Below are 17745 nucleotides of genomic sequence, written 5' to 3'. Positions count from 1 at the left end.
TCCTATACGTATAATCAGGTCTTGATTGCCCCTGTTAATACCCCTTTGGCAAAGTGTTTTTGCAGCATTGGGAAGAAACACATAATTGGTACCATGGTGACAAATACGGCCGCCATCTTCATACCCATGGAGAAATTGCTCGCTTGGGCAGCATCCACACTGGATGCATTGGATGCATTCGTCGTAGATGTCACGATAATATTTCGGAGTACATTCTGGAGCGGTAACTGATCCGCTTTTCGAAGGAATATCATCGCATCATACCAACTGTTCCAGTAAGCCACACCGTAGAACAATGTGATTGTAGCCATAATTGGTGTAGCCAGCGGAAGAACAACAGAGAACAAAATTCTCCACTCTCCGGCTCCATCCAGTCTCGCCGATTCCATGAGTGATTCAGGCAAGGTGTAGAAATAGTTCATCATCAGAATCATGTTAAACGCACTGAAGCTTCCCGCCAGGATAACGGACCACAGCGTACCAGTAAGATGAAGTGATTTCATGATCAGGTAGAGGGGTACGATACCACCATTAAAGATCATGGTGAACAGTACCAGGAAAAAGATAAATTTCTTAAACGGAAATTTGTTACGACTAAGGCCATATGCCATGCTCGTTGTCAGGAACAAGCTAAGTGGCAAGCCGATGACTAGCAAAATAATTGTATTTTTGTACCCCGACAGAATCGTTCCGTCAGCGAACAATGCCTTGTAGGAATCCAATGTCCATTCTTTAGGGAACATCAAAAATGGATTGTCAGCATACTCTTTTTGTGTTGCAAACGAGATCATGATGACATTCCAGAATGGAATCAGAATCATCAAGGCAAGCACAAGTAATATCGCAAATATGAAGTAATCGAGAAGTGTCATTCTTTCCGTGCCAATTCTCGGTTTTTTGTTAGCTTTCTTGCTCATTTCATTTCTCCTCCTCTCTTATCGGAACAAACCGTCTCCGCCAAGCCACTTGGCAAATCTGTCAGCAAGAAGCAGCAAGGCCATATTCACCAGGGAACGGAACAAGCTGACCGCTGTCGAGAATGAGAAATCGGTTGATGACTGGAACGTAATCCGATAGATGTATACATCGAGTACTTCCGATACATTTTTGGTAGCCGCATTCGCCAAGTTGAAGATCTGGTCGAAACCGGAAGACATCAATCCACCAACGGACAAAATAAACATGATCGTGATAGTTGGAAGGATGTTCGGTAACGTAATTCTGAACATCTGTTGCATACGGGAAGCCCCGTCAATCTGTGCTGATTCATACTGATCCTGGTCAATACCGGAAATGGCAGCCAGGAATATAATTGCGCCCCATCCACTTGATTTCCAAATATCAGTTAACAGCAACATCGGTACAAAGTTGGATTCGGATCCCAGGAAGTTAATCGTTGGCAACCCGAGTAATCCGAGCGCGCTGTTTACCAGTCCGTCATATGCCAGCACATTGATGACTACACCGGATACGATGATCCAGGACAGGAAGTGCGGGAACGTAAGAACGGTTTGGAACAATTTTTTCCCTCTACGCATCCGCAATTCATTCAGCAACAACGCCAGAATGATCGGGAACGGGAACTGAATAATCAGTTTCAGAATATTGATGTACAGCGTACGCCATACGGCATCGATAAAGGTTGGATCACGGAAAACATATTTGAAGTTCTCGAATCCGCTCCATGGACTTCCCCAGATGCCCAGATTGGCCTTGTAATCTTTGAATGCCAGAGACAGGCCGCCCATCGGCATGTAGGCAAACAAGATTAGCCAGACAAGCCCCGGAATAAGCAGGGTGTATGTCATTCGGTGCTTCCAGATTTCAGTCCAGAGCGAATTGCCCTTCACGTTTCCCTTCAGCTTTTTGCTAGGTCCTTCGGCTGCAGGTTTCACATTGCATCTCCTCACTCTACTGTGGTCTTGTCGTTGTACAGAAAATCAAACATCGTTCTCAGGTGGTGCTCCCAAAATCTCCATTCATGAGCCCCTGGCGTCTCCACATACCGAAAATCAAAGGCCGTCCCCTGCATGTATTTCGCATAATCGCGATTCATCTCCACGAAGGGGTCACTGTCGCCGCAGCAACTGAGGATATCCGGTAAAGGTACACCCTGTTCCAGCAGCTTGGCTGACAGTTTGTAAATATCCTGATCGGCTTTTACCTGTAACCGTTCTCCAAAAACCGCTTTCATTTCCTTGATCATGGTCGCTGGCATATGGGGATCATGAAGGCGTGTCTGGATATCCGTAACGCCGGATAAAGACACTACTTTGCGATATCGCTCTGGATAAGTTAGCCCACATTTCAGTGCACCATATCCACCCATCGATAAACCGGCAATGTACGTTTTCTCCGGATCAGGATTCAGATTGAGTAGACGCTTGCATACTTCAGGTAACTCCTGAGTGATGTAGTGGAAGTAATTCAGGCCGTATTCCATATCGGTGTAATAGCTTCGATTCGCTTCTGGCATAATGACGGTACAGCCGTATTGGGCTGCATACATCTCAATTGTGGTTAACCGCTGCCAGGTACTCGCATTATCGCCTGCCCCGTGCAACAGATATAGTGTACCGCCTGAAGTCTCTCCGGAGTCACTGGACACAACATGTATGCTCGTATTCATGCATAAGGTTGGCGACCCAGTTTCGATCGTTATATGTGCCATAATGTAACCCCTCTCATCATCGCCTGCTGTCTTTACTCATTCGTTTCACTGGCGTTGGATTGCAGGCTGTTGTAGATTCCCTTGTAAAACGATGGGTTATCGAAACGATTTTCTCGAATCGTTTCAAAACATAACCAACGTTGATCCACATGGACTTCATTACAACACTTTTAATGTGGAAGCGATTTCTTCGAATCGTTTCGAATAAATCATAAGCCCGATGAGTAAATCCTGTCAATAACCTTTTTACAAATTTCGCGTTATTTTCTCGAAAACATGCTATTTTAAGTCTGAATTTGCGCCCAAAGACACTATTATTGCGAAAAAATGAAATTTTAGTCAGTACTATTACAACTTTAATTGACACCAAAGCAGGTTTATACTAACATGGGTTCTGATTTTACAATCGAATTACGGAAACGTTTCACCAACCGATTTTACTCAGGTTTCACCTGATATTAGGGAGGTTAATATGACTGAGAAACTCGAAGGCTTCATCCAAGCGATTACCGAGCAACAATTGAATGTTATCTCCATTCGCATATTACAAAAAGGACACCTGCTTGCCCATTGGGACCGGGATACAGATCAGCGCCGGGTACAACATTCCATCAGCAAATCCTTTACCTGTATGGCCGTTGGACTTGCGCTTGAAGAAGGTCTGATACATCTGGATGCCACACTTGGTGATTATTTCACCTATAATCATGTCCCCATTGCGCAGGACCATCTCCCCTCGCCGCGGGAACTGAAGTTACGTGATCTTCTCCGAATGTCTTCAGGCCATGACTCGCCGCCTCTTTGGGCGGATGAACGTGCTTCATTGACCGAGAAGGATTGGGCGAAACATTACATGTCTCTACCTCTGGACCGGATGCCTGGAGAACAATTTACATACAGCAGTGGCGATACGTTTATGATCTCGGCCATGCTGCAGGCTGCTACCGGCCAAACCGTGAAAGATTACCTGACTCCACGGTTATTTGAGCCGCTTGGCATACATGATGTAGAGTGGGAAACCTCTCCACTGGGGGTAACACTCGGTTGTGCTGGTCTTTGGATAAGCAATGAGGAGCTAAGTCGATTTGGACAATTACTGCTGCAGAAGGGCCACTGGGAAGGCACACAGCTTGTACCTGCGGATTGGATTAGACAGGCTACGTCCCAGCAGATCGAAACGACTGGAGACGGTGATTGGGGAAAAGGTTACGGATATCAGTTCTGGATGTGTTCCCACGATGCTTACCGCGCTGATGGCGCCTATGGTCAGTTGTGCATCATCCTTCCCTCAAGGGAAGCTGTCATATGTATTAACAGTGAGGAAGAAAATATGCAAGGCATCCTGAATGCCGTATGGGATAAGGTATTACCTATATGCATCCAACGTTAGTTTACGTATTTTCCTTTTATTCATTTGGAACCGTACCATCGGCTGGATAATAAAAAAACAAAAAAACGCCACGGGGTCAATGGACCCCATGACGTTATTTCTTACCCGTGCTGTGGAAGCTGAGTCATTTCATCTAAACATTGTGCGCATATGTAACGCTCTTTGAACTCGTTGACTTCCTCGATGGATCCGCAGAAAATACATTTTGGACGATATCTCTCCAAGATAATATGGTCCCCTTGTACTAAGATCTCTACAGGATCTCCCTCATTCATTTGATACCTTTTACGCAAAGATTTAGGCAATACGATCCTACCTAATTGGTCAACTTTGCGAACTACTCCAGCTGGCTTCATAGCTACGGCACACCTCTCCTATCTTACTCTAAATTTCTAGGTACATTTGTACTATGTTTATAGATTCGCCAACATTTTGTCGAATCCTGCTGGAAATAAACATTTTTTGTCCTTTTTTTTGAAAAATGTTTTTTTACCGAATTCTAGCCGTCATTAATAACCCTAATTTAACCCTCTAACCCCGGAAAATTAAGCTGACGCAATGCTTCATACACAATAATTGCTGCCGAATTGGACAGATTTAATGATCTAACGTCACCAGTCATTGGCATTTTCATACATGTGTCGGGATTCGCAGCAATTAATTCAGGCGGCAGGCCTTTAGTCTCTTTACCAAAGACAAGGAAATCCCCATCTTGAAATTCAAAATCACTATATCGATTCTTGGCCTTCGTAGTTGCGTAGAAGAAACGACCTTCCGAATACTTTTCCTGAACCTCTTCGAATGAGTCGTGGTATTCAATATGAACGGCATGCCAGTAATCCAGCCCTGCCCGTTTCAATGTAGCATCATCTGTTCGAAATCCAAGTGGACGCACGAGATGCAGATGGGTGCCGGTCGCCGCACAAGTACGCGAAATATTCCCTGTGTTCGCCGGAATTTCTGGTTCAACCAGAACGATGTGTAAAGCCATATGTGTTCAATCTCCTTTTCGTTTCATGTTGACGACAACCCTCTAATCTTAAAGAAAAGCCCTCCACACGTCAATGTGGAAGGCTCTGGTAAGGCACAGGATTAGACACGAAGGTCCATGACACCGTACCTATACTTAATTATCCATTTGTCTTCTGGAAGTGGCTCATGAAGTCTGTCAGTGCCTTAACACTCTCATAAGGAGCAGCATTGTAAATGGAGGCACGGAGACCACCCACACTGCGATGTCCTTTCAGACCTACGAATCCTTCTTCCTCAGATGCTTTGATGAACTTTTTCTCCAGTTCCTCGGAAGCAAGACGGAAGGTTACATTCATGAGAGAACGATCTTCTGCTTCCACACAACCACGGTAGAAATCACCTGAAGAATCAATCGTGTTATAGAGCAATTCCGCTTTTTTCGTATTTTTTTGCTCAATACCAGCCAGTCCGCCCTGTTCTTCAATCCATTTCAATACTTCATTCACCATATATACCGAGAAGGAAGGTGGCGTATTGTATAGGGAGTTGTTGTCTACATGCGTGCTGTAACGAAGCATGGTTGGAATCGTTTTAGGCGATTCGCTCACCAGTTCTTCACGAGCAATCACAACCGTAATTCCGGATGGACCCAGGTTCTTCTGTGCACCTGCGTAGATCATGCCGAATTGATTGAGATCGAATGGTTTACAGAAAATATCACTCGACATGTCCGCAATCAGAGGTACTGAACCGGTATCCGGGAATGATTTGAATTGCGTACCTTCAATCGTTTCGTTGGAAGTCAAATGCACATAAGCCGTACGTTCAGGCAGACTGAGATTCGAAACATCCGGCAATTTCATGAACTTCTCTGCTTCCGAAGATGCAGCAACATGTGTCTCGCCGATCAGCTTCGCCTCAGACAGAGCCTTCTTGGCCCAGCTGCCAGTCATTACGTAACTTGCTGTCTGTCCTGCTCCGAGCAGGTTCATGGGCAGCATCGCGAACTGAGTGCTTGCACCACCCTGCAGAAAGAGAACCTTGTATCCTTTTGGATTGCCTAGAAGCGACAACAAACGCTCCTGAGCTTCATTATGTACAGACTCGTACACCGCTCCACGGTGAGACATCTCCATAATCGACATGCCTGTATTACGAAAATCTACAAATTCCGCCTGTGCACGCTCCAGTACCTCAAGTGGTAACGCCGCAGGTCCTGCATTAAAGTTATACGCTCTTTTTGTCACAAAATCCCCCGCCCTTTCCATCCGTAACTCTGACATATTAAGTGAATATTATCGCTATGATATCAGTATTCTCTATCTGCTTCAAGGGCAATATGCACTGAAGTGTTGAATTCAGGCCATCAAATTCCTTTATCACCCTGCAAAGTTAAAGCGCTACATTGTTTAATTCAAGGAAAAGCCTCCGAGAGCGTGTCCCGGAGGCTTTAGGTTGGAACAAGATCTGTTCCGACCTCGACTGATTAGCAGTCGAAGTAGAGGCTGTACTCGTGCGGATGAATGCGGATCGCTACTGCTTTCGCTTCATCACGTTTGAGGTTGATGTAGTTTTCAATGAATTCTTTCGTGAATACGCCGCCTTCAGTCAAGAACTCGTTATCAGCTGCCAATGCATCAAGTGCTTCTTCGAGGGAAGCTGGCACACTGCGGATGTTTTCTTTATCTGCATCAGACAGGTCATAGATGTTTTTATCGAGTGGACCATATCCAAGCTCAGTTGGGTTGATTTTACGTTTGATTCCATCCAGACCAGCCATCAGCATTGCGGAGAATGCCAAGTATGGGTTAGCTGTGGAGTCCGGTGTACGGAACTCGATACGACAACCTTTAGGTGTAACCGCTGCAACCGGGATACGAACTGCTGCGGAACGGTTACCTTTGGAGTAAACCAGGTTTACTGGTGCTTCATAACCAGGTACGAGACGTTTGAACGAGTTCGTACTAGGGTTAGTCAAAGCGATCAGTGCCGGAGCATGGTACAGGATACCTCCGATGTAGTGCAAAGCCATTTCACTCAGGTTAGCATATCCCGCTTTGTCATAGAACAATGGGGAATCGCCATCAAAGATGGATTGGTGAACGTGCATTCCGCTACCATTATCACCGAACAATGGTTTTGGCATGAATGTTGCTACTTTACCATATTGACGTGCAGTGTTGTGCACGATGTATTTGTATGCAAGCAGGTTATCTGCTGTTTTCTTCAGTGTATCAAAACGGAAGTTGATTTCGGCTTGACCCGCTGTCGCCACTTCATGGTGATGACGCTCGATCGACAGGCCTGCTTCTTCCAAAAGACGACACATTTCGCTACGAATATCTTGTTGTGTATCCACTGGCGCTACTGGAACATATCCACCTTTAGTGCGAACTTTGAAGCCCAGGTTTCCGCCTTCTTCTTTGCGGTTCGTGTTCCATGAAGCTTCTTCGGAATCTACGAAGTAGGAAGAGCTGTTCGTGCCGCTCTCATAACGTACATCGTCGAAGATGAAGAACTCGGATTCAGGTGCGAAGAATGCTGCTGTACCTACACCGCTCTCTTGCAAATAAGCTTCTGCTTTAACAGCGATACTACGTGGGTCACGCTCATAACGCTCGCCATCCGGAGTGAAGATATCACACATAACATTCAATGTAGGGTGTGCTGTGAACGGATCGACATAAGTCGCTTCAGGATCTGGCATCATAACCATATCGGACTCTTCAATTCCGCGGAAACCTTGGATAGAAGAACCGTCAAAAGCTACTCCATTTACGAACGTGTCTGCATCAACAGCCGAAGCTGGCAACGAGATGTGATGTGCACGACCAGCTAAATCTACAAAACGAAAATCTACCCACTCGATGTTGTTCTCTTGAATTGATTTCAATACGTTTTCAACCGACATGTATTCGTCCTCCCAAATATTCCGAACATTAAACAACCCCACTAAGAAAATGTCTAAATTCGAATTTTTTTCTGTCGTCATTATAAATTTTAAAACATGACATCGTCAATACTTATGTAAGGTATTTTTTGAAGAGATGTTAGCTATACTCACACTTTATAAATAACATAAATTCATATAACAACTAGTTTTATATACATTTAACTAGTTTAATGCGGTAAAGCGACCCCTATTTTAACCTAAATCATGGAAAAAACTTCACATCATAAATGTTTCTTATCACTATTGATTAATAAATACGTTCAAAACTGCAAAATATGCAAAAAACCGAGCATCTATCTGATTCCGTTGCAATGAACGAGACCAGAGGAGATGCCCGGATGATGATCCAGACCTTGACTATGGAATTCTTATTACACGCCTACACGTGCCGGGAAAAATTCTGCCGGTTGTTTGGCTGTGCTGAATGATTTACCCACGATTGGTGCCAATTTCTCCAGATCCTGCAGCAGGTTGGCGAATTGGTCAGGGAACAAGGACTGCACACCATCTCCTGTCATGGAATTATCCGGATCGGTATGCATCTCAATGATTAGGCCATTGGCACCCGCAGCAACAGAAGCTTTCGTCATTGGTTCCACCAGTTCACGGCGCCCAGTACCATGGCTCGGGTCTGAAATAACCGGCAAATGGCTCAGAGACTGCAGAACAGGGATCGCGGACAGATCAAGCGTATTCCGTGTGTAGGATTCAAACGTACGAATACCGCGCTCACACAGCATGACATTCGGGTTACCACCCGCAAGAATGTATTCAGCCGCATTCAACAATTCATCATATGTCGCACTGAAGCCACGTTTCAACAATACCGGTTTGCCACACTCTCCCAATTTGCGGAGCAGGTCAAAGTTCTGCATGTTACGTGTACCTACTTGCAGAATATCTGCGTACTCGGCGCAAATATCCACATACTCGGGTGTCATAACTTCTGTAATGGTCAGCAGGTCATGTTTTTTGCCTGCTTCCGCCATCATGATCAATCCCTCTACTCCTGTTCCCTGGAAGCTGTAAGGACCTGTACGCGGCTTAAATGCACCTCCACGCAGCACTTGCCCACCAGCAGCTTTCACAAGCCCGGCAATCTCATCAATCTGCGCAGCGGATTCAACCGCACATGGTCCACCCATGACAACAAGTTCTTTCCCGCCGATATCTACACCTTTGATGGAAATCACCGTATCTTCAGGGTGGAAGTCACGGCTTGCCAATTTGTAGGACTTCGAGATTTTCACGACATTCTCGACACCTTTCATTTGGCGAAGATGCTCCTGCATTTTAGGTTCAACTTTGCCAATCAAACCGATAATAGTACGATCCTCTCCGCGAGAGATGTGTACCTGAAGCCCTTCTTTTTCAATAACTGCAACGATATCCTGAATCTGTTCCTCCGGAGTAGCCTTGCCTGCAATAACGATCATATTAATTCCCATCCTTCCTTGTATGAGAGCACCATAATTTCTTAACGTGCGTCTGATTAAAATACCAAAAACTCTGTCGCGCTTAAACGCTTGTTCGCTTTTAAGCTTTTATCCGTTAAAGTAACTATACCATAGTTCTCCTATTGCGTCAAGGTACACATTCCTTATCCATATACACAAAGAACCCTGCTCCGCAGACTCCGAAATCGGTTCTGCGTAACAGGGTTCTTCTCAATTCTTTTATAACTTTTGATCTTCACTTACATGCCCTTGCCCTACGGGGTACGTGTTTTTTCTCTAACTGGTGGCAGTAGTTTGCTCATGTTCACGGTACGCTTAATTTCCCACGTCTCCGGCTTATCATGTTCATACTGCTCCAGATAAAGGATGACTTCCTTCGTAATCGGTGTTGGTGTTGAAGCACCCGAAGTAACGGCCACCTTATTTACACCTTTTAGCCATTCTTGCTGAATCTCTGCCACATCGGATACACGATAGGCCGTAACCCCCGCGATCTCCTCCGACACTTGTGCCAGACGGTTAGAGTTATTGCTGCGAGGATCACCTACAACAATAACCAGATCAGACTGCCCCGCCTGTTCAGCGACAGCTTCCTGACGCACTTGAGTCGCCAAGCAGATTTCATTATGAATCTCTGCACCCGGAAACTTCTCCAGCAGACGACTCATAATATGCTTGATGTCCCATTGACTCATTGTGGTCTGATTCGTGATCAGAATTTTGCCTGCAGGTACGTTCAGTTCATCGATCTCTTCTTCCTTTTCGATCAGATGAACAAGATCTGGTGCAACACCTACAGCACCTTCTGGTTCAGGATGGTTCTTTTTGCCGATATAGATGATCTGATAACCTTCTGCCGTCTTCTCCCGAATGAGATCATGGGTCTTGGTGACATCAGGGCATGTTGCATCGACTGTCGTCAACCCTTTGTCCCGTGCCAGCTTGCGCACTTCTGGAGAAACACCATGAGCTGTGAAAATAATCGTGCCACTCTCCACTTGACTCAAAATATCCATCCGGTTCGGACCATCCAATGTAATAATACCTTCATCTTCAAAGGAATCCGTCACATGTTGGTTATGCACAATCATACCCAATATATAAATAGGCCGTGGTAAATCCAGATTGCGTGCCGCTTGACGTGCGAGCACCATCGCATCCACAACGCCGTAACAATATCCCCGCGGCGAAATTCGCAGTACTTCCACTTGGTTGCCACCCGCTTTCTTTCTCGGCAACGTTGCCGATGTAATTGCAGTCCTGTCTATTATACCTTTATTCGATAGGCGGAGCAAAGACAACCGGCAACCAGATAATAAAGGTGGTTCCTTCTCCACGTCTGGTCACAACCTCAACCGATCCATGGTGTTCCTCAATGATCCACTTGGCAATCGAAAGTCCCAGACCAATGCCCGGTGTCGCCCCGCGGGATTCATCTGCCCGATAGAAGCGATCAAAGATGAACGGCACTTCGTCCCGATCCATCCCAATGCCGGTGTCGCTGATGCGTAGTCCTACCTGACCTTTGTACAATACAGCATCCAGGGTCACCGAGCCTTCCGGTGTGTATTTAAACGCATTTTCGATGAAAATAAACAGCATCTGTTGCAGATAATCCTTGCTGCCGTTCACATAGATACCATTGAGTATCGAAAGATCACCCGGACGCCAGTCCGCATGATGATCCAGAAATTGCGATCTACGCGCCACTTCCTGTACCAAGATCTGTAGAGGAATCGGATTGAGTTCAATTTTCTGGCCTGTATCCGCTCTGGCCAATGACAGCATGTCACTGATCAATCTGCTCATGCGCTTGCCTTCATCGGCCATGTCCTCCAACGCCTCGACGGACATCTGTCTTACCGTTTCTTCATCCAGATTCGGTCGGTCGGTTCCCTCCTGATCCCACAGCTTCTTGAGGAAGTCAACATTTCCGCGAATGGTCGTCAGCGGCGTACGCAGCTCATGCGATGCATCAGATACAAAGCGGCGCTGGGCAGCATTCGTCTCCTCCAACCCGCGGAAGGACAATTCTGTACGTTCAAGCATGTTATTCACCGTTTCGATCAAACGCCCAATCTCATCCTTCGGTCCTGCATATTGAATTCGTACACTCAAGTCATCCCCGGATTGAATCTGGTTCGCAGCATCAATGACATTCACAAGTGGACGCATCGACTTCCGAGCCAGTACGAGACCTGAGGTAATAGCCAAAGCCATCGCCACCAGCCAGCCAAATACCAAAATATTAAGAAGCGCCTCTAATAAGCGCTCCTGTGAACTTACGTTAGCTCCTACCTGAAGTATTCCACGTACCTCATTGGTTCCTTGAAGAGAAAGGGGAAGCTGATTCACCAGAAATGGTGTTCCATCCACATAGATTTTGGATATGCCACGCTTTTCAAGAATTTCATTGGATTTCAATACCGGAAACTGAATCTCCAGTTTCTTCATATTGCCAGAAATTATGCCTGAACGACTCTGATAATCCCAGAGTTGAATGTAAATTTGTGCCTCCTGAAGCTGGCTCTCTGTAAATGGGTCCAAATCCAACGACTGCGAAAGAGGATTTACACCAATTTGATCCGTAATCCGGGCACTTTTTACCTTCAATTGCTGTTCGACTTCCTGATAGGAGTTAAAGTATACAAAGGCATAGATTACAACGCCCCAAAAGATAAGCACGGCCGCCAAAATGCCAGAATACCATGCGGTTAGTCTTAACCGAATGGACATGTCAGGAGTCACCTCTCAGAATATAACCGGCTCCCCGGATGGTCTGGATTAGACGTTTGCCACCGTACTCTTCAGTCTTCTGTCTGAGCATGGCAATGTACACTTCAAGCACGTTAGACTCACCGCTGTAATCATAACCCCAGATTTTATCCATAATCAGATCGCGTGACAGTACCCGTCTTGGATTTTGCATAAACAAATTCAACAGTTCGAATTCCTTGGCAGTCAGTTCCAGGCGTTGCCCATCTCGCACCACTTCACGTGAGTCATTGTCCAGAATGATATCTTCATACATCAGACGATTGTCCGGTGTACCCGCGATATCTGACTTGCGGCGCAGCAATGCACGGACACGTGCCAATAATTCTTCCAACGCAAACGGCTTCACGAGATAGTCATCGGCCCCTGTGTCCAGTCCGGTCACCCGGCTCTGTACTTCATCCTTGGCCGTAAGCATCAGCACTGGCACTTTGCTGCCTGCTTCCCTCAATCTGCGACATACCTCAAATCCGTCAATCTGCGGCATCATCACATCCAGCACAACGATGTCCGGCTCTTTATCCATCAGTTTGCTGAGACCTTCAGCTCCATTGGAAGCGGTCTGTACCTCATATCCTTCAAAAGCCAGCCCGCGGCGGAGCATGGACACAATTTTTTCGTCATCATCCACAATCAAAATAGTTGAGCGCATGGTCTTTCTCCTTTATCCTAACGTTTTATCCCATTGTAACAGGCAGAAGCACAATCTGCATCTTCAAGTAAAAGTCTCCATCCAAGCGTGCTCCATTGTTATCCGTTCGTTCAGGGCAAAAAAAACGGAAGGGCCTTCAAACCCTTCCGTTCTGCCAATCCTTAACCCAATATTATGGTTGCTGCTGTTGTGTATCCGTTGTTTGTGAAGTATCAAAATCATTTTTGTTACCGATTTTGATTTTCAGATCCATTTTCTTACCGTCACGAACCACATTCAATGTCACTTCACTGCCGATTTCCTGTTTCTTGATAAAATCAATCAGATCCTGACTTGTCGCGTATGGCGTACCGTTGGCACCTGTGATGATGTCATATGCACGAAGATCTGCTTGGTAAGCCGGTGATTGGAAGATCGTGCTGGCTACGACGGAACCTTCGGTCACATCTGTTCCCATTTGTTTAGCGACTTCAGGCGTGAGAGCCATCAGAGATGCACCGATAAATGGTACTGGCTCTTTGGGAACTTCTTTGTTCTCTTTAAGATATTTAACCGCTTCAGAGATCACGCTTGATGGGATCGCAAAACCAATTCCTTGTGCATCTGCGCTTACTGCAACGTTCATCCCGATAACTTCTCCGTTCAGGTTAAGCAACGGACCACCGGAGTTACCCGGGTTAATGGAAGCATCCGTTTGCAGCAAGTGGCTATATTCACGTGTTTTACCTGTTTCTTCATCCGGAATGCTAATCGTACGTTCTTTGGCACTCAATACACCTGCTGTAACGGTGTGTTCGAACCCTTCAGGGTTACCAATAGCTACAAGCCATTCACCGACTTGCGTACTGTTGGAATCGCCCAATGGAGCTACAGGGAACGCATCGTCACCACTGTTTTTCTCAATTTTCAATACGGCTAAATCCAGATCGAAGCTGCTTCCGAGCAGTTTCGCTTCATAAGGCTTGCTGTTGTTCTCCAGTGTAACCTGAATCACATCTGCACCTTGAACCACGTGCTGGTTCGTCAGGATATATCCTTCTTTGTCAAAAATGAACCCGGAACCAATGCCCATAGGCACAAGCTGATTACTGCTTTGTGGTTGCTGGCTTTGGCCTTGATTGCCTTCCGTTCCGCCGCCATTACCAAAGAAATATTGGTACAACGGATCACTTGTATTTGATCCACCCTGACCCAATCCTGTACGTGAGGACTGCTTCGCGAGTGTTTCGATTTTGACGACTGCTGGACTTGTACTCGTTACTACAGAAGAAACATCTTCTTTGCCTGTAGGCAGTAACGACGCTGTTACATTGTTGCCTCCGCCTGTGTTCGTGGACGCTTCCTGTCCCGAGCTTTCACTGCCTGTGTTCGTAAGTGCAGTCTCCGGTGTGAACATGTTCGTTCTGTCAGCTGTGTACATGAGAACGGTAATGACCAGCATGCCGGCAATAAAGGAGAACAGAAGTGATCTTACGGAAGAACGCGGCTTGCGGTTATTATAATTCCAGTTGCCTTTGCCGCCATTCCCTTGATCTCCACCGTTACCTGAGCCGTTTCCGCCGCCTCCGGACGATCTTTTCGCTTGCTCGGATGGTTCACTGTTATAGTAAGTAGGTACGGGTCTCACCGGATCAGGTTTTGTAATCTCTACATTACCTTCTTCACGCTGATTATTGCTTCCCATGTGATTTGCTGTATCTTCCTGATTCACGGACTGAAAAGGTCCATAAGAATAATAATAGGAGGATTCGTCCGTTCCGGAAGAATTCCGGTTCTCCGTTTGTTTGGTTTCGTTTTCCTCGTCTTGACGGTTCGATCTATAATTACGTTCGTCCATGCCTCTCTACCTCCCAATCTCTTATTCCCAAGAGATATTCTTTAACTGTCCTTATTTTGTACTTTAAACCTTAACCGTACCTTAAAAACAATTAAAAAGGAGATAAAAGCACGTAAGAATAGATTATTTTCCCCGTCATGACAGCATTTTACCCTTTCGTTTTCACCCAGCCCTGACGATGCGCATAGATAGCCAATTGTGTACGATCATCCATCTCGCATTTCATCAGCAGGTTGCTCACATGTGTTTTGACGGTTTTGATACTGATATGTAGTTCTTCTCCAATGTCTTTGTTGGTCTTTCCCTCTGCAATAAGCAACAGCACTTCCTTCTCCCGTTCAGTCAGACCTGATTCACTCTCTCTCGCTGTACGTTGCCTGATTCCCCGAGTTAAGGCCTGTGACACATCACCTGTCATCACAGGCATGCCTCTATAGGCCCCTTGAAGAGCATAGATCAGTTCTTCGGCAGAGACCGTCTTCAGGACATAACTGACCGCTCCGGCTTCAATCGCTTGAACAACAAGATCATCCTCTAGGAAACTCGTGAGCATCACAATCTTCATCCCCGGAAACTCAGTCATGATGGCTTGTGTCGCCTCAGCACCATTCATAACCGGCATCATCAGATCCATCAGGATCAGGTCCGGCATTTCACTATCATTTAACTTACGCAACTGATCAAGCGCATCCTGTCCATGGCCAGCTTCCCCCATCACATGAAAAGTAGGCTCCAGCATCAGATACGTTTTCAACCCCATTCGCACCATATCATGATCATCCACAATCATCACGTTTACTTTACCGCTCATTCCGTCTCCCCCTCTAGTTCACTCAGGAACGTTCGGGAATTTCGGGATGAATACCCGTACCGTTGTTCCCGCTCCCGGCTTCGATATAATCTGAACTTGCCCCCCAAGCTTCTCTGCCCGTTCACGCATGGTGGATAATCCATAAGACCCTGGACGCTCGGCTTGCTGCAAAAATCCCTGGCCATCATCGCTGATGCTCATGCTGATCTGATGTTCACTCTCCCGTATGGACAGACTGACCAGTCCTGCCTCTGCATGCTTCACGACATTGGCAACCGCCTCCTGAATAACAAGAAACAGCTGGTGCTCAATGGCATCCGAGATTCCGCCATCCAGTTCCAGCTCTTTCACACCTTTGAGACCATTCTGCCTGCAATAGTCGGGAAACCAGCTATCCAGTGCAGCGGTGAGATCACGCCCTTCCAGCTCCACCGGTCGAAGTTGGGCAATCAGTCCTCGCATCTGCCGTTGTGCAACATGTGACATCTGAATCAACTGGTCCAGTACTTTCCCGCCATGCTCCGGATTCATCTCCAGCAAACGCGGCAAGGATGAAGCCGACATATGCATGGCAAACAGCTGCTGGCTAACCGTGTCATGGAGATCCCTTGCCATTCGTTTGCGCTCTTCAATCACAGCCCGTTCCGAGGCTTGCTCCTTCTCAATGACTTCCTGCTCACCGAGGCGCTGAAGCAGTCTCATCTTTTTCTCAATTGAATCCATCATGACATTGAACTCCTGATATACACGACCGAACGAAGCATCATCCGCTTCAGGCATGCGCACCGCCAGATTGCCTTTGGACACTTTCAACATGTTGAGATCAAGCAAATCGATCTTGCGCTGAAGCCGCAAAGCAGCAATGTATCCGGTGATAACGGTGGCCAGCACAACAACGGCAACATAGGTCCATGCCCGCTGACGTCCAGCCCCCATCAATACCTCTCCATACAATAGATAGAATCCACCCAGCGTAATCAGACCGGTTAGCGCAAAATACATCATCAGTTCCCACTTATTGGCCTTGAGAATTGTTCGGATCATGCATTAACCCACCTTATTGACTTTGACGTCTCCGATAAACACACTTACAATAATCCGCACCTTTTTGCTGGCTTCACGATAATGAGCAGTTTCAGCTTGAGCACTACTTAGGAATCCGCCGCGTTTCTGGTTCAACAATGACATGTCTCCAATGAATGAATTCGTCGTCACTGTCACACCCAGATCCATATCCTCTGGTACAAATACTTTTACATCACCGATAAATGAAGAAATGACAATCTTCGTCTCCCCATAAGGAATCTGTGCTTTGGTCAAATCAATCACGGTATCTCCGATAAAGGCCGAGATGTTCATCGGTTTTAGCGAGAACACTTCCTGTCCCATGTACAGATCTCCAATGAATGCTGATTTATTAATGGTATTTCCACTGCCATAATCTCCATAACCATTCCCGTAGCCATCGTCATAATGTTCTTCATATCCGGTATCACTGGAGTTATACGATTGATATTTCTTCTTATATTGATGCCCTTGTGATGATGAATCCGTCGATCCTGTGAAATGAGGGCCATGTGAATCGTTCTTCTGTTCCTGTTCCTGTTTCGGTTTGCCAAATGTTTTCTCGAATTGTTCGTCAAACGAAGATGGCATCTCCAAATCCTCAGGGGACAACGGTTTATAAGGTTGCTCAGGTGCAGGAGGTGGCTGCATCTTGTCATGATGCTTCCGATCACGACGTCGCGGCCCAATCAGTACGAACAGTCCTCCGCCAATCAGCATAACCGGAATCAGATAACGAATGAACTCCCCCATGGAGTAATCAATCCATCCCAGGTTGCGGGCAAGAAAGTATCCACCAATCGCCAGTACAATTACCGGTCCAATGAAGGCATAGCCCCCGTTGCGACGTATCTCGGAGATCCCTTTGACTCCCCACCAGATTAAAAATAACGGCCAATATGTTCTGAAAATATATCCTACATCAATGTCATATCCCAATTGTCTGAACAAGATCATCGCACCAATAGCAATAAGAGGTATGCCTACCCACCAGCGGTCACGCGTAGATCGTTTCATCGCTCATGTCTCCTTCGTCTGTATTATGTATCCAGTGTAACTCAGACAAGACAATGAGAACAGCGGCGGCAGATGGAAGTCTTCTCGGTCTCGAGACTGAGATGGGAGGATATATTTGTAAAAACTTCACATATGTAAAACACCC

At 46.2% G+C, this 17745-nt stretch carries 16 protein-coding genes; 1 reads left to right on the top strand and 15 read right to left on the bottom strand.

Annotated elements, in window-relative coordinates; all coding sequences use genetic code 11:
- Positions 1–14 precede the first annotated feature (14 nt).
- Genes MKX75_RS08880 through MKX75_RS08870 form a run of 3 tightly spaced genes read right to left on the bottom strand, consistent with a single transcriptional unit; the run spans position 15 to position 2671 of the window.
- Positions 15–917, bottom strand: a complete 903-nt coding sequence (locus tag MKX75_RS08880; RefSeq protein WP_062833486.1) for a carbohydrate ABC transporter permease — start codon at positions 915–917, stop codon at positions 15–17.
- A gap of 18 nt (positions 918–935) precedes the next feature.
- Positions 936–1895: an ABC transporter permease subunit gene (locus MKX75_RS08875; protein ID WP_062833485.1), complete on the bottom strand. Its 960-nt coding sequence runs from the start codon at positions 1893–1895 to the stop codon at positions 936–938.
- Positions 1896–1906: 11 nt separating this feature from the next.
- Positions 1907–2671, bottom strand: a complete 765-nt coding sequence (locus tag MKX75_RS08870) for an alpha/beta hydrolase family protein (protein WP_076330285.1) — start codon at positions 2669–2671, stop codon at positions 1907–1909.
- A 472-nt stretch (positions 2672–3143) separates the two neighbouring features.
- Here MKX75_RS08870 and MKX75_RS08865 point away from each other — a divergent pair, with 472 nt between their 5' ends.
- Positions 3144–4061: a serine hydrolase gene (locus MKX75_RS08865; protein WP_339169332.1), complete on the top strand. Its 918-nt coding sequence runs from the start codon at positions 3144–3146 to the stop codon at positions 4059–4061.
- Positions 4062–4162: 101 nt separating this feature from the next.
- Here MKX75_RS08865 and MKX75_RS08860 read toward each other — a convergent pair whose 3' ends face one another.
- The 12 genes from MKX75_RS08860 to liaF form a co-directional block, all read right to left on the bottom strand.
- The gene (locus tag MKX75_RS08860) at positions 4163–4417 is read right to left on the bottom strand and encodes an AbrB/MazE/SpoVT family DNA-binding domain-containing protein (RefSeq protein ID WP_036610032.1); all 255 of its coding nucleotides are present in this window, start codon (positions 4415–4417) and stop codon (positions 4163–4165) included.
- Positions 4418–4584: 167 nt separating this feature from the next.
- Positions 4585–5052 (bottom strand): tRNA (uridine(34)/cytosine(34)/5-carboxymethylaminomethyluridine(34)-2'-O)-methyltransferase TrmL, encoded by a 468-nt coding sequence (gene trmL / locus MKX75_RS08855; RefSeq protein WP_076330283.1) that lies wholly within the window; start codon positions 5050–5052, stop codon positions 4585–4587.
- A gap of 139 nt (positions 5053–5191) precedes the next feature.
- Entirely contained in the window at positions 5192–6280 is a 1089-nt protein-coding gene (serC, locus tag MKX75_RS08850) for a 3-phosphoserine/phosphohydroxythreonine transaminase (RefSeq protein ID WP_145146736.1), read from the bottom strand.
- A 239-nt stretch (positions 6281–6519) separates the two neighbouring features.
- Positions 6520–7944 (bottom strand): type I glutamate--ammonia ligase, encoded by a 1425-nt coding sequence (gene glnA / locus MKX75_RS08845; protein ID WP_062833480.1) that lies wholly within the window; start codon positions 7942–7944, stop codon positions 6520–6522.
- 413 nt (positions 7945–8357) lie between these two features.
- Positions 8358–9422 carry a 3-deoxy-7-phosphoheptulonate synthase gene (gene aroF / locus MKX75_RS08840; protein WP_036610039.1) on the bottom strand — a complete coding sequence of 355 codons (1065 nt, stop codon included), beginning with the start codon at positions 9420–9422 and terminating at the stop codon, positions 8358–8360.
- Positions 9423–9697: 275 nt separating this feature from the next.
- Positions 9698–10651: a 4-hydroxy-3-methylbut-2-enyl diphosphate reductase gene (locus MKX75_RS08835; RefSeq protein ID WP_062833479.1), complete on the bottom strand. Its 954-nt coding sequence runs from the start codon at positions 10649–10651 to the stop codon at positions 9698–9700.
- 67 nt (positions 10652–10718) lie between these two features.
- Positions 10719–12179: a HAMP domain-containing sensor histidine kinase gene (locus tag MKX75_RS08830; protein ID WP_062833478.1), complete on the bottom strand. Its 1461-nt coding sequence runs from the start codon at positions 12177–12179 to the stop codon at positions 10719–10721.
- A 1-nt stretch (position 12180) separates the two neighbouring features.
- Positions 12181–12870 (bottom strand): response regulator transcription factor, encoded by a 690-nt coding sequence (locus tag MKX75_RS08825; protein ID WP_062833477.1) that lies wholly within the window; start codon positions 12868–12870, stop codon positions 12181–12183.
- A 172-nt stretch (positions 12871–13042) separates the two neighbouring features.
- On the bottom strand, positions 13043–14707 hold the full coding sequence (locus MKX75_RS08820; protein ID WP_339169331.1) for a trypsin-like peptidase domain-containing protein: 1665 nt from the start codon (positions 14705–14707) through the stop codon (positions 13043–13045).
- Between the two features lie 148 nt (positions 14708–14855).
- A complete protein-coding gene (locus MKX75_RS08815) occupies positions 14856–15518 on the bottom strand; it encodes a response regulator transcription factor (protein WP_062833475.1) in 663 nt (220 codons plus the stop codon).
- A gap of 18 nt (positions 15519–15536) precedes the next feature.
- Positions 15537–16562, bottom strand: a complete 1026-nt coding sequence (locus MKX75_RS08810; protein WP_339169330.1) for a sensor histidine kinase — start codon at positions 16560–16562, stop codon at positions 15537–15539.
- Positions 16563–16565: 3 nt separating this feature from the next.
- Positions 16566–17600 (bottom strand): cell wall-active antibiotics response protein LiaF, encoded by a 1035-nt coding sequence (gene liaF, locus MKX75_RS08805; protein WP_339169329.1) that lies wholly within the window; start codon positions 17598–17600, stop codon positions 16566–16568.
- Positions 17601–17745 lie beyond the last annotated feature (145 nt).

The sequence above is a fragment of the Paenibacillus sp. FSL R5-0341 genome (assembly GCF_037975235.1).
Taxonomy (GTDB): Bacteria; Bacillota; Bacilli; order Paenibacillales; family Paenibacillaceae; genus Paenibacillus; species Paenibacillus amylolyticus_A.
This window is presented reverse-complemented; position numbering and strand designations above follow the sequence as displayed.

Excerpts from the sequence above, each read along its gene's own strand:
- MKX75_RS08880 (WP_062833486.1), bottom strand. The coding sequence starts at position 917 with ATGAGCAAGAAAGCTAACAAAAAACCGAGAATTGGCACGGAAAGAATG.
- MKX75_RS08870 (WP_076330285.1), bottom strand. The coding sequence starts at position 2,671 with ATGGCACATATAACGATCGAAACTGGGTCGCCAACCTTATGCATGAAT.
- MKX75_RS08865 (WP_339169332.1), top strand. The coding sequence starts at position 3,144 with ATGACTGAGAAACTCGAAGGCTTCATCCAAGCGATTACCGAGCAACAA.
- MKX75_RS08860 (WP_036610032.1), bottom strand. The coding sequence starts at position 4,417 with ATGAAGCCAGCTGGAGTAGTTCGCAAAGTTGACCAATTAGGTAGGATC.
- trmL (WP_076330283.1), bottom strand. The coding sequence starts at position 5,052 with ATGGCTTTACACATCGTTCTGGTTGAACCAGAAATTCCGGCGAACACA.
- glnA (WP_062833480.1), bottom strand. The coding sequence starts at position 7,944 with ATGTCGGTTGAAAACGTATTGAAATCAATTCAAGAGAACAACATCGAG.
- aroF (WP_036610039.1), bottom strand. The coding sequence starts at position 9,422 with ATGATCGTTATTGCAGGCAAGGCTACTCCGGAGGAACAGATTCAGGAT.
- MKX75_RS08830 (WP_062833478.1), bottom strand. The coding sequence starts at position 12,179 with ATGTCCATTCGGTTAAGACTAACCGCATGGTATTCTGGCATTTTGGCG.
- MKX75_RS08825 (WP_062833477.1), bottom strand. The coding sequence starts at position 12,870 with ATGCGCTCAACTATTTTGATTGTGGATGATGACGAAAAAATTGTGTCC.
- MKX75_RS08820 (WP_339169331.1), bottom strand. The coding sequence starts at position 14,707 with ATGGACGAACGTAATTATAGATCGAACCGTCAAGACGAGGAAAACGAA.
- MKX75_RS08815 (WP_062833475.1), bottom strand. The coding sequence starts at position 15,518 with ATGAGCGGTAAAGTAAACGTGATGATTGTGGATGATCATGATATGGTG.
- MKX75_RS08810 (WP_339169330.1), bottom strand. The coding sequence starts at position 16,562 with ATGATCCGAACAATTCTCAAGGCCAATAAGTGGGAACTGATGATGTAT.
- liaF (WP_339169329.1), bottom strand. The coding sequence starts at position 17,600 with ATGAAACGATCTACGCGTGACCGCTGGTGGGTAGGCATACCTCTTATT.